This window comes from Kineococcus sp. DHX-1, from assembly GCF_042473625.1.
Classification (GTDB): Bacteria; Actinomycetota; Actinomycetes; order Actinomycetales; family Kineococcaceae; genus Kineococcus.
In genome coordinates this window covers 4,561,940-4,575,356 of sequence record NZ_CP170445.1, presented here as the reverse complement: position 1 = coordinate 4,575,356, position 13,417 = coordinate 4,561,940, and the positions used below count along the sequence as shown (strand labels likewise).

Annotated in this window: 16 protein-coding genes; 8 read left to right on the top strand and 8 right to left on the bottom strand. The window is 74.0% G+C overall.

The window, feature by feature from the left end; genetic code table 11:
* Positions 1 to 25 precede the first annotated feature (25 nt).
* Positions 26 to 520, top strand: a complete 495-nt coding sequence (locus tag ACFEMC_RS22125; protein WP_380171945.1) for a GNAT family N-acetyltransferase — start codon at positions 26 to 28, stop codon at positions 518 to 520.
* A 79-nt stretch (positions 521 to 599) separates the two neighbouring features.
* Positions 600 to 1,460, top strand: a complete 861-nt coding sequence (locus tag ACFEMC_RS22120; protein WP_380171943.1) for an ABC transporter substrate-binding protein — start codon at positions 600 to 602, stop codon at positions 1,458 to 1,460.
* A 42-nt stretch (positions 1,461 to 1,502) separates the two neighbouring features.
* Here ACFEMC_RS22120 and ACFEMC_RS22115 read toward each other — a convergent pair whose 3' ends face one another.
* Entirely contained in the window at positions 1,503 to 2,237 is a 735-nt protein-coding gene (locus ACFEMC_RS22115) for a dienelactone hydrolase family protein (RefSeq protein WP_380171941.1), read from the bottom strand.
* Positions 2,238 to 2,359: 122 nt separating this feature from the next.
* Between ACFEMC_RS22115 and ACFEMC_RS22110 the strand changes: the two genes are divergently transcribed.
* On the top strand, positions 2,360 to 2,503 hold the full coding sequence (locus tag ACFEMC_RS22110) for a hypothetical protein (protein ID WP_380171939.1): 144 nt from the start codon (positions 2,360 to 2,362) through the stop codon (positions 2,501 to 2,503).
* A 29-nt stretch (positions 2,504 to 2,532) separates the two neighbouring features.
* Here ACFEMC_RS22110 and ACFEMC_RS22105 read toward each other — a convergent pair whose 3' ends face one another.
* From ACFEMC_RS22105 to ACFEMC_RS22095, 3 genes are read right to left on the bottom strand one after another with little or no spacing between them, the layout of a single operon-like run.
* On the bottom strand, positions 2,533 to 3,168 hold the full coding sequence (locus tag ACFEMC_RS22105; RefSeq protein WP_380171937.1) for a class I SAM-dependent methyltransferase: 636 nt from the start codon (positions 3,166 to 3,168) through the stop codon (positions 2,533 to 2,535).
* Positions 3,165 to 3,482 (bottom strand): AzlD domain-containing protein, encoded by a 318-nt coding sequence (locus ACFEMC_RS22100; protein ID WP_380171935.1) that lies wholly within the window; start codon positions 3,480 to 3,482, stop codon positions 3,165 to 3,167. Before ACFEMC_RS22100 ends, ACFEMC_RS22105 begins: the two co-directional genes overlap by 4 nt.
* On the bottom strand, positions 3,479 to 4,174 hold the full coding sequence (locus tag ACFEMC_RS22095) for an AzlC family ABC transporter permease (protein ID WP_380171933.1): 696 nt from the start codon (positions 4,172 to 4,174) through the stop codon (positions 3,479 to 3,481). Before ACFEMC_RS22095 ends, ACFEMC_RS22100 begins: the two co-directional genes overlap by 4 nt.
* Positions 4,175 to 4,289: 115 nt before the next feature.
* On the opposite strand from ACFEMC_RS22095, the gene ACFEMC_RS22090 reads away from it, so the two are divergent.
* Positions 4,290 to 5,063 (top strand): SDR family NAD(P)-dependent oxidoreductase, encoded by a 774-nt coding sequence (locus ACFEMC_RS22090; RefSeq protein ID WP_380171931.1) that lies wholly within the window; start codon positions 4,290 to 4,292, stop codon positions 5,061 to 5,063.
* Between the two features lie 24 nt (positions 5,064 to 5,087).
* Here the strand turns inward: ACFEMC_RS22090 and ACFEMC_RS22085 are convergent, their stop codons facing one another.
* From ACFEMC_RS22085 to aspA, 3 genes are read right to left on the bottom strand one after another with little or no spacing between them, the layout of a single operon-like run.
* On the bottom strand, positions 5,088 to 6,002 hold the full coding sequence (locus ACFEMC_RS22085; protein ID WP_380171929.1) for an asparaginase: 915 nt from the start codon (positions 6,000 to 6,002) through the stop codon (positions 5,088 to 5,090).
* 8 nt (positions 6,003 to 6,010) lie between these two features.
* Entirely contained in the window at positions 6,011 to 7,456 is a 1,446-nt protein-coding gene (locus tag ACFEMC_RS22080) for an amino acid permease (protein WP_380171927.1), read from the bottom strand.
* Positions 7,453 to 8,895 carry an aspartate ammonia-lyase gene (aspA, locus tag ACFEMC_RS22075; RefSeq protein WP_380171925.1) on the bottom strand — a complete coding sequence of 481 codons (1,443 nt, stop codon included), beginning with the start codon at positions 8,893 to 8,895 and terminating at the stop codon, positions 7,453 to 7,455. The genes ACFEMC_RS22080 and aspA overlap by 4 nt, the downstream gene beginning before the upstream one ends.
* Before the next feature lie 99 nt (positions 8,896 to 8,994).
* Here aspA and ACFEMC_RS22070 point away from each other — a divergent pair, with 99 nt between their 5' ends.
* From ACFEMC_RS22070 to ACFEMC_RS22060, 3 genes are all read left to right on the top strand, one after another.
* Positions 8,995 to 9,687 carry a FadR/GntR family transcriptional regulator gene (locus ACFEMC_RS22070; RefSeq protein WP_380171924.1) on the top strand — a complete coding sequence of 231 codons (693 nt, stop codon included), beginning with the start codon at positions 8,995 to 8,997 and terminating at the stop codon, positions 9,685 to 9,687.
* Positions 9,688 to 9,827: 140 nt separating this feature from the next.
* A complete protein-coding gene (locus ACFEMC_RS22065) occupies positions 9,828 to 10,166 on the top strand; it encodes a hypothetical protein (RefSeq protein ID WP_380171921.1) in 339 nt (112 codons plus the stop codon).
* Positions 10,167 to 10,234: 68 nt separating this feature from the next.
* A complete protein-coding gene (locus ACFEMC_RS22060) occupies positions 10,235 to 11,494 on the top strand; it encodes a phophatidylserine decarboxylase associated domain-containing protein (RefSeq protein ID WP_380171919.1) in 1,260 nt (419 codons plus the stop codon).
* 11 nt (positions 11,495 to 11,505) lie between these two features.
* On the opposite strand, the gene ACFEMC_RS22055 is transcribed toward ACFEMC_RS22060, so the two are convergent.
* Positions 11,506 to 11,694, bottom strand: a complete 189-nt coding sequence (locus tag ACFEMC_RS22055) for a hypothetical protein (RefSeq protein ID WP_380171917.1) — start codon at positions 11,692 to 11,694, stop codon at positions 11,506 to 11,508.
* A 105-nt stretch (positions 11,695 to 11,799) separates the two neighbouring features.
* Between ACFEMC_RS22055 and ACFEMC_RS22050 the strand changes: the two genes are divergently transcribed.
* Complete coding sequence (locus ACFEMC_RS22050; RefSeq protein ID WP_380171915.1) at positions 11,800 to 13,326, top strand: FAD-dependent monooxygenase; 1,527 nt, start codon at positions 11,800 to 11,802, stop codon at positions 13,324 to 13,326.
* Positions 13,327 to 13,417: the final 91 nt, after the last annotated feature.

Here is a 13,417-nt window from a genome sequence, read left to right as displayed (position 1 = left end):
CGTGTTCCGGACAGGGCGGCCTCCGGTGGCTGACGTCGTCGCCCCCGCCGACCCGACCTCGGCCCCGGCCCGCGCGGCGCTGCGCGCCTACTACGAGGACATCGTCACGCGCTGGTACGGCCGGACGGCCACGACGGCCGAGGTGGACGAGCTCGTCGCCGGCTCCGGGGACGACCGGCTCGCGCCCCCGCGCGGCGTCCTGCTCCTCGCCCGGCACGGCGAGGAGGTCGTCGGGTGCGGGGGGCTGCGCGTGCTCGGGGACGTCGGTGAGGTCACGCGGCTGCACGTGAGCAGCACCGCCCGCGGCCGGGGGATCGGCACCCGCCTCCTGACGGCCCTGGAGGAGGAGGCCCGCGCGCGAGGGCTGCGCGCGCTGCGGCTGGAGACCCGCGACGACCTCGTCGAGGCCCGCCGCCTCTACGCACGGCACGGTTACACCCCCACCGAGCGGTTCACCGACGACCCCTACGCCCACCACTGCCTCGCCAAGCGCCTGGACCCGGCTCACCCGGACGGGTGAAACGGTCCAGCCGACCGGGTGCCGATGCACGGGGTGAGGGTCCCACCCGGTCCCCTCGTCGACGTCCGAGGAGGACCCCGTGCGCACGACCCGCTCCCGCGCCGCCCTGGCCGCGGCTCTCGCCGTGACGGCGCTCGCGGGCCTGGCCGGCTGCGCGGGCGACAGCGCCGCGACGACACCGGCCGCCGCGTCCACCGCCCTCCCGCTCGTGACGCCCGGCACGCTGACGGTGGCGACCGACGCGACCTACGCGCCGATGGAGTCGATGCAGGGCTCGGAGTTCGTCGGCGCGGACATCGACCTCGTGAAGGACCTCGCGCAGCGGATGGGCCTGGAGGTCGTGTTCGTCCAGACCGGGTTCGACGACCTCATCGACACCGTCTCGGCCCACCGCGCCGACCTCATCGCCTCGTCCATGACCGACCGGGCCGCGCGCCAGGAGAAGGTCGACTTCGTCGACTACTTCATCGCCGGCAGCCAGGCCATCGCGGCCGGCGGCAACCCCCTCGGCCTCGACGGTCCCGGCACCTGGTGCGGCCACCGCGCCGCCGTGAACTCCGGGACGACCAACGGCGACCTCGTCGCCGCCCAGTCAGCGCTGTGCACCCAGGCCGGCAAGGCCCCGATCGTCGTCGACGAGGTCCCGAACGGCCAGAGCGCCGCCGAGGTCGAAGCCGGCCGCGCCGACTTCGGGGTCGAGGACTACCCCTCGGCCGCCGACCTGGTCGCCGCCTCCAACGGGAAGACCGCCCTCGCCGGCAAGCCGCTGCAGCCCTCGCCGTACGGCTTCGGCATCGCCAAGGACCGCACCGCCCTGCGCGACGCCGTGCAGCGCGCGCTGCAGGAGTCGATCGCCTCCGGGCGCTACGCCGAGGTCCTCAAGGCCCACGGTGTCGAGGCCGCCGCACTGACGACGACGGCGCTCAACGGCGGGGCGTGACGGGGAACTCCCCCGTCGGAACCGCAGCGGTTCCGGCCGCGGTCAGGCGCTGGGAGGGGTTCCCGCCCCTGTGGTCCGCAGGTGGGCCTCGAAGAAGCGCAGGATGCGTCCCCACGCGTGTTCCGCGGAGGGCTGGTGGTAGCCGAACCCGGCGACCTTCTCCAGCGCCGCGAGGGGTCCTGAGGTGTGCCGGTTGAGGAACGAGTGCCCGGCCCCGGGGTACTCGTGGACGTCGTGCTCGACGCCGGCGTCGGTGAGGACGCCCTCCAGACGCTGCGCGGCCCCGCGCAGGGAGCGGTCCCGGCCGCCGTAGCTGGCCACGACGGGACAGGCCCCGCGCAGGACCTCCTCGGCGTTCGGGGGCAGGCGACCGTAGTTGGGGGCGGCGGCGTCGAACCCGCGGGTGGCGGCGACCAGCGCGAAACCCCCGCCCATGCAGAACCCCAGGACGCCCACGACGCCCGTGGACCGCGGGTGTCCGGCGGCGAACCGGCGCGCGGCCTCGATGTCGCCGAAGGCGGGTCCGCGTCCGGCCGTCATGGCCGAGAAGGTGGCCCGCAGGCAGCGGACCCCGCCCGCGCTGAACAGGTCCGGAGCCACGGCGAGGTAGCCGGCGGCGGCGAGACGGTCGGCCTGCTGGCGGGTGTCGTCGGTCAGCCCGAAGGCTTCGTGCAGGACCACCACCGCGGGCCACGGACCGTCCCCGACCGGGGGAAGGGCCAGGTGGGCCTTCAAGGTGGGGACGGTGGTGGCGCCGGGGATCGTGGTGGCGGGCACGGGGACTCCTCGGTGGGGGGACGCTGCGGGCAGGAGTGTCGTGACCTCCCGCCCCAGCGAACTCCACCGGTTCCCGACGCGCATCCGGTGGGCACCAGGGGCACGGCTGCGACGATCACGCCATGACCGACATCACCGGCATCGTCAACCTCGTCCTGTTCGTCTGCCTCGTCGTGTACCTGACGCGGTTGCGCGCGACCCTGACGCGGTCCGCCGAGGCCCAGGAACGCATCGCGCGGGCCCTGGAGCGTCGGGCGGGTGAGTGACGACTCGGCACCGTGCTGCGACCCGGGCGTCAACGGTCCCGCCGCAGCTCCCACAACCCGTAGTGCACGACGTACCCGTACTCCTCGTGCCGCCACGCCGGCACGTACCGGTACCCGTACGGCGCCAGCCCGGACGTGGTGACCGCGGCGAGCTGCGCCGTCGCGTCGTACGCGTGCATCGCCACCCCGGGCAGGCCCTCCGCGGAGAACTCCCGCGTCGACGCGCCGGGCCCGAGGGTCCGGTCCTCCACGGCTCCCACGAGGACCCGCGCACCCGGCGCGCACACCGCCGCGAGGTGGCGCAGCGTCGCGCCGAGGTCGCGGCAGAACTCCAGGCACCCCACGGCCAGGACGACGTCGAAGCGGCCCCAGTCCGCGGGCACCGGGTCGTGCAGGTCGTGGAGTTCGTAGCGCCCACCGGGTCGGGCTTCGCGGGCGCTCGCGAGCATCTGCGGGGAGACGTCGCACCCCACGACCTCCACGTCGTCGGCGAGCTGGCTCGTCAACTGACCCGGGCCGCAGCCGATGTCGAGCACCCGGCACTCCGGGGTGACGGCGCGCAGCAGGAAGTCGGCGACGAGCGGGCCGTAGTACTGCACCGAGCGCCAGCCCGGGACGTAGTGCGGGGCGAACTCGTCGTAGTAGGTCGAGATCTCCTCGTTCATCCCCACCCCCACCCCCAAGCCCGCAGACCCGCGGCGGTCCCCGCCGCCAGCACGACGACGACGATGAACGGCGCCCGGCACACGAGCGCGAGGACCGCCACGAGCAGTCCCGCGGCCCGCGCGTCGAGCACGAGGTCCCGGCCGGTCGAGAACGTCTGCAGCACCACGAGGGAGGCGAGCAGCGCCACCGGCAGCATCCCCGTCAGCCGCTTCACGCGTGGCTGTTCCAGGGCCGCGGGCGGGACGACGTACCCGGCGAACTTCGTCGCGAAGGCGACGGCGGAGGCGGCGAGGACAGCGAACCAGAACGTCACTGCGCCTCCCCGGTCCGGCGCTGCGGCCAGCACCACGCCACGACGGAACCCACCGCCGCGGCGGCGATGACGGGCAGACCCTGCGGGATGACCGGGACGAGCGCGGTCGTCACGAGCGCGCCGACGACGGCGATCGCGACGGGTTCCCGGCCCTTCAGCCTCGGCCACAGCAGCCCGATGAACGCCGCCGCCGCGGCCGCGTCGAGGCCGAAGCGCTTCGGGTCGCCGAGGGAGTTCCCGGCCAGCGCTCCGACGAGGGTCATGACGTTCCACCCGACGTACACGCCGAGGCCGGTCACCCAGAACCCCAGCCGTCGCAGCGGGGGTTCGGACTGGGCGACGGCGACGGCCGTCGACTCGTCGATGGTCAGCTGCGCGACGGCGGCCCGGCGCCAGCCCCGCGGCCGCATGACCGGGACGAGTTGCAGTCCGTAGAGGGCGTTCCGCACCCCGAGCAGGGAGGACGCCGCGACGGCGGCCCCGGCCGTCCCGCCCCCGCCGAGCACGCCGATGAGCGCGAACTGCGACCCACCGCTGAAGAGCAGGAGGGAGAGCACGCACGTCTGCCAGACCGACAGACCGCTCGTCACGCTGAGGGCGCCGAAGCTGACGCCGTACAGGCCGGTTGCGACGGCGACGGACAACCCCTGCCGGACGACGGCGGACCGCGCGTCGGTTCCCGGACTGCTCACAGCGTCAGCATGTCAGCCGCACGGCGGGCGGGTCCCCGGGCGCCTTGCTAGCGTCGCGCCGACCGCGGGACCGGCGACCCCGGTGCACCCACCGGAACGTCCTGAGGAGAGACCCGTGCAGCGGACGACGTTCGACTTCCGCGACTCCGTCGTGCTCGTCACGGGAGGCGGCAGCGGCATCGGCGCGGCCGTCGCCACGGCCTTCCTGGAGGCAGGTGCCACCGTGGCCGTCACGGGCCGCCGACGGGACCGCCTCGAGCAGGTCCTGGCACCGCACCCCGACGACCGGACCCTGGCCCTGCCCGCGGACCTCGCCGACGGTGCGGAGGTCCGGCAGCTGGTCGCCGACGTCGTCGAGCGCTTCGGACGCCTCGACGTGGTGGTGAGCAACGCCGGGGTCCACGCCGGCGGCCCGATCACCGAGCTGTCCGAGGACGAGTGGTCCGCGATGCGGGCCGTGAACGTCGACGGGTTCTTCCACCTGGCCAAGGCGGCCCTGCCGCACCTGGCGTCCTCGGGCGGCAACCTCGTCGCGGTCTCCTCGGTGTCCGGCGACCGCGGTGACTGGGGTCAGGCCGGGTACAACGCCACGAAGGCGGCCGTGACGAACTTCGTACGCTCCCTCGCGCTGGATTGGGGGTCGCGCGGGGTCCGGCTCAACGCCGTCGCGCCGGCCTTCACCCTGACCGAGATGACCGAGGGCATGGGGCGCGACGAGGACGCCCTGGCGCCGTTCGTCGACCGCATCGCGCTGGGCCGCCCCGGCGAGCCGGAGGACATCGCCCCCGCGGTGCTGTTCCTGGCCAGCGACGCGGCCCGCTACGTCACGGGCGCCGTGCTCGCCGTGGACGGCGGGACGAGCGCGTCCACCGGCCAGCCCCACGGGTGAGGTGGGACCGGGGGGAGCGCAGGGTCAGCCGCGCGCGGCGAACCCTTCGCCCACGTCGACCCCCACGCGCAGCAGCGCGGCGAGCAGCACCCGGGCCTGGCCGGCCTTGAGCCGGCCCGCGGGAACGGCTCCGGCCGCGGCGAGGTCCGCGCCACCGCCGCCGTCGCCGTAGGTGGTGGCGACCGGCCCGGCGGGGACGCGCGTCGTCAGGACCACGGCGACCCCGGCGTGCCGCGCCCGCGCGACCGCCGCGACGACGGCCGGTGTCGCGTTCCCCGATCCCAGACCCTGCAGCACGATGCCGCGCGAACCCGCGGCGACGCAGGCGTCGAGCAGCATCCCGTCCATCCCGGGGTGACCGGCGACGACGTCGACGCGCGGCCACGGTCCGTCAGCGGTCGCCAGGGGGACGTGCGGCAGTGGGGCGTCGGGCGCCGCGAAGGCGACGAGGTCGGTCGTGTGGCGCTTCGCCGCCCCGGCGGCCGGCACGAGAACACCGCCGAAGGCGATGACGACCCCGGTGGACGACACCGCCGACCGCAGCGCGTGCTGCACGTTCGCCGGGGCATCGGTGTCGGGGTGGTCCGCCGTCCGCTGCGACCCCGTGAGCACCACCGGGCGGGCGTCGTCGTGGTGCAGGTCGAGCAGGTAGGCCGTCTCCTCCAGCGAGTCCGTCCCGTGCAGGACGACGACCCCGGCGACGTCGGGGTCGTCGAGCGCGTCGTGGACGGCGCTCACGACGGTCCACGCGTCGTCGAGGGTGAGGGTGGAGGAGTCGACCCGCAGCGCTTCGACGACCCGCACCCGCACGCCGGCCGCCTCGGCGGCGGCGCCGACGAGGGCACCACCGCCGAGGGTCGGGCTGCTGACCCCGTCGGCGTCCACGGTGCTGGCGATCGTGCCGCCGGTGGTCACCACCACGATCAACGGGGTCGTCACGGTTCTCCTCAGTCCTGCTGCTGACGCTGGGCGGCCAACGCTTCCACACGCGGCTTCGCGGCGCGCCACCCGAGGGCCAGCAGCGGCACGACGACGACGAGGGAGCCGATCGTCCAGGTGCCGACGGGGTGGTCGAACGCCATGAGGACGAGCACGGCGACGAGGAACACGAGCGTCGCGTACCCGCTCCACGGCGCGAACGGCATCCGGAACGCGGGCCGCGCGATGCGACCCTGCTGCGCCCAGGACCACAGCCGCAGCTGGCACAGGACGATGACGCCCCACGCGCTGACGATGCCGATGGCCGCGATGTTCAGGACGATCTCGAACGCGTCGGCCGGCACGAGGGCGTTGAGCACGACCCCCAGCAGCGCGACGACGACGGTCAGCGCGATGCCGCCGTACGGGACGCCGTTGCGGTTGACCCGGCCGGCGAACGCGGGGGCGGAACCGGTGTGGGCCATCGAGTGCAGGATGCGGCCGGTCGAGTACAGCCCGGCGTTCAGCGAGGACAGCGCGGCCGTCAGGACGACGAGGTTCACGAACGCGTCGACGCCCTCGACCCCGACGTGGGAGAAGAACGTGACGAACGGGCTGACGCCCTTCTCGTAGACGTCGAACGGCAGCAGCAGCGCGAGCAGCAGGACCGAGCCGACGTAGAACACGACGATGCGGACGATGACCGTGTTGATGGCGCGCGGGATGACCTTCTGCGGTTCCTCGACCTCACCCGCGGTGGTGCCGACGAGTTCGATGGAGGCGTAGGCGAAGACGACGCCCTGGATGACGACGACCGCCGGCAGCAGCCCGTTGGGCAACCAGCCCCCGTTCGCCTCGATCAGCCCGAACCCCGGCTCCTGCCCGTCGATCGGCTCGCCGAACACCACGAAGTACGTCCCGACGACGAGGAACACCGCGAGCGTCCCGACCTTCAGCAGCGCGAACCAGAACTCCAGCTCGCCGAACACCTTGACCGAGAGCAGGTTGAGCGCGAGCACGACGACGATCGCGGCGAGCGCCCACACCCACTGGTCCACCGAGGAGATCGGCGCCCAGTAGCGGCCGAAGAAGTTCATGTAGAGCGCGACGGCGGTGACGTCGACGACAGCCGTCGTGGCCCAGTTCAGCCAGTACAGCCACCCCGCGACGAAGGCGGTGCGCTCCCCGAAGAACTCCCGGGCGTAGGACACGAAGGACCCCGACGTGGGCCGGTGCACGACCAGTTCGCCGAGCGCGCGCAGGATGAGGAACCCGAAGAACCCGCAGACGGCGTACACGCCGACGAGGGCGGGGCCTGCCCCGGCGAGGCGCCCGCCGGCCCCCATGAACAACCCGGTCCCGATGGCACCGCCGATGGCGATCATCTGGACCTGACGGGGACGGAGGTCCTTGCGGTACAGCGACTCGGGGGGTGCGGACGCCGCGGAGGTGCGGTCGGGGAGCTCGGTCGTCATCGAGAGGTCTCCTGGGTCGTCGGGGAGGTCTGGATCTTCTGGGCGGTGAGGTTCTCCGGCGTGAGCAGTTCCTCGAGCTCCTCGCGGCCGAGCAGGCCGGCGGCGAGGACGAGGTCGGCGACGGAGGCACCCGTCAGCGCGGCCTCGGTGGCGATGCGGGTGGCGGCCTCGTAACCGATCCGCGGGTTCAGCGCCGTGGCGAGCCCGATCGAGTTCTCCACGCGGGCCCGCAGCAGGGTGGGGTCGGTCGTGATCCCCGTGACGCAGCGGTCGGTGAGGACCGCGACGGCGTGGGTGAGGTTGCGTGCGCCCTCGGACAGGCGCTGGGCGATGACGGGTTCGAAGGCGTTGAGCTGCAGCTGGCCCGCCTCGGCGGCCATGGAGATCGTCACGTCGTTGCCGACGATCTGGAACGCCACCTGGTTGACGACCTCGGGGATCACCGGGTTCACCTTGCCCGGCATGATCGAGGAACCGGCCTGCACCGGCGGCAGCTTGATCTCCCCGAGCCCGGCGCGGGGACCGGACGACAGCAGCCGCAGGTCGTTGCAGACCTTCGACAGCTTGACCGCGACGCGCTTGAGGACTCCGGAGAGGTGGACGAACTGCCCGACGTCCTGGGTGGCCTCGACGAGGTCGGGGGAGCTCACGAGGTCGTACCCGGTGATCTGCGCGAGGTGCCGGACGGCGAGGTCGGCGTACCCGACGGGGGCGTTGAGGCCGGTGCCGACGGCCGTCGCGCCGAGGTTCACCTCGAGCAGCAGGTCGGCGGACTCGCGCAGGCGTTCGAGGTCCTCGGTGAGCATGACGGAGTACGTCGCGAACTCCTGGCCCAGCGTCATGGGCACGGCGTCCTGCAGCTGCGTGCGGCCCATCTTGACGACGTCGCGGAACTCCGCGGCCTTCGCCGCGAACGCGTCGCGGAGCCGTTCGAGCTCGGCGCACAGCGCCACGATCCATCGGCGCGTCGCGATGTTGACGGCCGTCGGGTAGACGTCGTTCGTGGACTGCGAGGCGTTGACGTGGGTGTTCGGGTGGCAGTGCGCGTAGTCGCCGCGGGCGTGGCCGAGCAGTTCCAGCGCGCGGTTGGCGACGACCTCGTTGGCGTTCATGTTGGTCGAGGTGCCGGCGCCGCCCTGGACGACGTCGACGACGAACTGCTCGTGCAGGGCCCCGTCGGCGATCTCCCGGCAGGCCGCGACGATCGCGTCGGCCCGCTCGGCGTCGAGGACGCCGAGTTCGAGGTTGGCCAGGGTGGCGGCCTGCTTGACGTCGACGAGGGCCCGCACGAGGTGCGGGTCCTGGCCGATGACCCGGCCGGTGATGGGGAAGTTCTCGACGGCGCGCAGGGTGTGGATGCCCCAGTACGCGTCGGTGGGCACCTCCCGCTCGCCGAGCAGGTCGTGCTCGGTGCGGGTCGGGTGGGCGGGGCGGGTCACGACATCGGGTCCCTTCGCTGGACCTGTCCGGCTGTCTGACAGGTGGCTCGAGGATGGGGGAGCAGCCGCCGTCCCGTCAAGAGCACGCATGATGGGCCCATGACTTCCTGGGCCGACCGCGCGCCCGCCGTCACCCGGGTCGGCGCGGCCGAGGCCGTCTTCGCCGACCTCCGCGACGCGATCCTCGGGGGCGAGCTGCCCGTCGGCACCCGGCTCCCGTCGGAGGCCGCTCTCGCCGAACGGCACGGGGTGTCACGGTCCGTCGTGCGGGAGGCGCTGCGGTCCTGCCACGCCCTCGGCCTCACCGAGCCGCGCACGGGCCTGGGGTCCTTCGTCGTGCACGACTCCGTCGAACCGGACCCCGTCTTCGGCTCCTTCGCCGCCTCCGAGCTGCTCGAGGCCCGGCCCCTCGTCGAGGTGCCCGCGGCGGGCTGGGCCGCGTTGCGGCACAGCGCCTCCGAGCTCACCGAGCTGCGCGGTCTCGTCGAGGCCATGCGCGGCGAACCCGACCCGCAGGAGTGGGCCGTGCTCGACGGCCGGCTGCACGGTCTCATCGCCCAGGCGTCACGGAACCGGGTGATCGTGTCCGTGCTCGCGGCCGTCCGGGAGGCTTCCACGGCCCAGTCCCAAGCCCTCAACCTCCTCCCCGACCGACGCGAGCACTCCGACGAGGAGCACGCCCGGATCGTCGAGGCCATCGCCACCCGCGACGACGCGGCCGCTCGCGACGCGATGAGCGCGCACCTCGACGCCGTCGGGTCGGCGCTGCGGACCCTCACCGACCGGGACTGAGGCGGCGCGTTCGGCCGTCCGGCGGGAACCGCGTCCCAGAAGAGCACGACCACTGGCGACGGACGCCTGCACTGCCGATGGACCGGCGGAACGACTCACCGGGGCACCCCGCACCGGCGTCCACCGAGGAGGGACACGACGTGAGCATCAGCGTCAGCGGCACCGGCCTGGCGTCCGTCGCGCAGCCCGGCAACGCCGGCTCGCCCGCCGAGAAGGCGCTCCGGGAGGCCAACCGGGCCTACGCGGAGGCCCAGGACAGGCTCGTCGGCGACGTCACCGACCACGCCGACGAGGACACCCTGAAGGTCGACCGCGCGGAGCTCGAGGCGGCCGCCCAGGCCGTGGCCCAGGCGATGGCCGCGCTCGCGGCGGAGCAGGCGGAGGCGCAGCGGCAGCGAGACGAGACCCGGACGGCGCGCCAGCAAGGGCCCGCGTCCCGGGTGAGCACCACCGACGGCGGTGTGGACCTCTACGCCTGACGACCGGGCAGGCGACACGTCGCCGCTGCGGCGAGCGCGCCGGACCGAGCGTGCCTAGCGTGACGCCCATGACGCACCAGCTCTCCCGGTCCGACGCCCCCCGACACGGTGGCTGGCTGCCGGACCCCGAGAGCGTCGCGGCCTGGGTCGCCGACCTGCGCCGCCGCCTCGACGAGGACGGTGACCCGGAGCGGCACCCGGTCATGGCGGAGTTCGACGAGCTCCTGGCCCACGACGCGGTGGCGCGGATGCAGCTCGAGCGGATGGTCGCCGAGGTCCCCGAGGGCCCGGGCCTGCCGCCCCGGCACGTGCGGGACCTGCCGGACCTGCTGCGGCTGCTCAACGCCGTCCTGACGACGGCGCCGGAGTTCAGCACGGACTCCATGGTGATGACCCCCGTGCAGGCCGTCCTGGACCAGACGACGGCGACGCCGTCGGGTTTCGCCGCCTACCGGAACCCGGCCGTGAACGCGGTCCTGGAGAAGTACCTGGACGCCTGGTGCGAGCACCTCGACAGCCCGGCGTCCCTGTCCGTCCTCGACGACTCCGCGGCGGGCTGGATGTCGCAAGCGGCGGCCGAGGCCGTCGGCATCGAGCAGTACGAGCACGACCCCGAGGCCGACCACTGGGGCTTCTCGTCCTGGAACGACTTCTTCACCCGCCGGTTCCGCGACGGCGAACGACCCGTGGAGGACCCGGACGACGACGGGGTCGTCGTCAGCCCGTGCGAGTCCACGCCCTACGCCCTGGCCCGGGACGTCCAGCGCACCGACGAGTTCTGGCTCAAGAGCCAGCCGTACTCCCTGCAGGACATGCTCGCCGGCGACCCCTCCGTCGACGAGTTCGTCGGTGGCACCGTCTACCAGGCGTACCTCAGCGCCACGGACTACCACCGCTGGCACGCCCCCGTCGCCGGCACCGTCGAGCGCGCGTTCGTCGTCGGCGGGACGTACTTCTCCGAGGCCGACAGCGAGGGCCCCGAGGCGAGGGAACCGCAGCAGTCGCAGGGCTACATGGCCCACGTCGCGGCCCGCGCCGTCGTCCTCCTCCGCGCCGACGACCCCGCTCTCGGGCTCGTCGCCTTCGTCCCCGTCGGCATGGCCGACGTGTCCTCGTGCGTCCTCGACGACGCCGTCGTCCCCGGAGCCCACCTGGCCAAGGGGGACGAGGTCGGCCGCTTCCAGTTCGGGGGGTCGACCTGCTGCCTGGTGTTCCGCCCGGGTGCCCTGGCGGAGTTCTCCGTCCAGGCGCTACCGCGCGACGAGGCCGCGACGACGCCGCTCGTGCACGTGCGCACCCGCATCGCCCGGGCGACGCGGGAGGTCTGATCCCCGAGGGGTCAGGCGCCGGGGCCGGGTGTGCCGTGGGTGTGGAACGTGGCCCCGCCCCGGCCCGCGACGTCCCAGTCGTCGCGGTGCGGGACCTCGCGCGAGGACCGGTCACGTCCGCGGTCGCGGACCGCGAGGAACACCACCAGCGCGACGAGCAGCACGGCGACGGCGACGGCGAAGCCGGTGGCGAAGGTCATGACGTCCTCCCGGTGACGGTGGCCCCCCACTCTCGCACCGGCGCGCCTTCGCGGGAACGCAGTCCGGACCTGGCACCGCCGGCACCGGGCGCGCACCCTGGTGAGGTGACCGGACGCGACGACCTGCCCGTCGAGGAGACGGACGTCCTGGTCGTCGGCGCCGGCCCGACCGGGCTCCTGGCCGCCTTCGTCCTCGCCCGCCGCGGCGTCCGTGCCGTCGTCGTCGACGCGAAGGCCGGCCCGACGACGGAGTCCCGGGCCCTGGCGGTCCAGGCGCGGACCGTGGAGGTGTACGACCAGCTCGGCCTCGCGGACGACTTCCTCGCCCGAGCCCACCGCGCGGCCCGGGTGCAGATCGGCCCGCCCGGCCGTCCCGTGGTGGTCGACCTCGCGGCCGCCCAGGAGGGCCGGACCCCGTTCCCCGGTCTGCACGTCCTCGAGCAGAGCCGCACCGAGGACCTCCTCGTCGGCGCGCTCGAGGCGGCCGGCCGCGAGGTTCGCTGGAACCACGCGCTCATCGACCTCGACGACCGGACGGCCGAGCCCGGCGGTCGCGTCCGCGCGCTCCTCGACGGCCCGGACGGGCACATCCGCCTCCACGCCCGCTGGTGCATCGGCGCGGACGGCGCCGGGTCCGTCGTCCGCCGCTCGCTGGGCCTGGCCTTCGAGGGCGTCACGGACGACGCCGTGTTCTGGGTCGCCGACGTGCGCGGCGCGACCGGTCTGCCCGAGGACTGCCTCACGATGCGGGCGGGGCGACGGGGTTTCGGCGTGTTCTACCCCCTCGGCCCCGGCGGGCACGCCCGGGCGATCTCCATCGCCACCAGTCCCGACGTCGGACAGGAGGAGGCGCTCGCCACAGCCCGCGAGGACCTCGGGGTCGGTCACGCGTCCGTCGACTGGTTCTCCACCTACCGCGTCCACCACCGCGTCGCCGAACGGTTCCGCCGCGGCGCGGTGTTCCTCGCCGGCGACGCGGCCCACGTCCACTCCCCGGTCGGCGGTCAGGGGATGAACACCGGTCTGCAGGACGCCCAGGACCTCGCGCACCTCCTCACCGACGTCGTCCACGGCCACGTCACGCTCGATGCCCTCGACCGGTACGAACGGGAACGGCGGCCGGTCGCCCTGCGGCTGGTCGGCGTCACCGACCGCGCGTTCGGGCTGATGGCCCGCAGGAACCCCGTGACCGCCTTGCTGCGACGCGGGTTCGCCACCGTGGCCGCGCCACTGGCCGCGCGGGGTGTGCGCACGCCCCTCGGCCGACGCGTCGCGGGGTACGTCGGGCAGTACCGGATCCACCACCACGTCGCCTCGGCTCCGCTGCCGGTCTGGGCGGACGACCGCGCCGTCGGGCGACGGCTGTTCCCGACGCAGGAGAACCGACCGGCCCTCCGTTCGCTCGCCTGGCAGCTGCACTCCTACGGCGCGCACGCCGCGCGGCCCGTGGACCTGCCCGACTGGATCGAGGGACCGCTCGCGTTCCCCGCCGACGCGGGCCGGTGGCGGACCGACCGGACCTACCTCGTGCGTCCCGACGGCTTCGTCGCCGCGGCCGTCCCCACCTCCGGCGGACTCCTCGACGGCGAGACCCTGCGCGCCGCGTTCCGTGCCCACCAGCTGAACGCCTGAGGGCCCCCACGCCGCCCGGGGGCGCCAGCGTGACCTCCGCGTATCCCGAACGTAACAAGCTGGACAAAATCTAGGGCTACTGTAACCATCG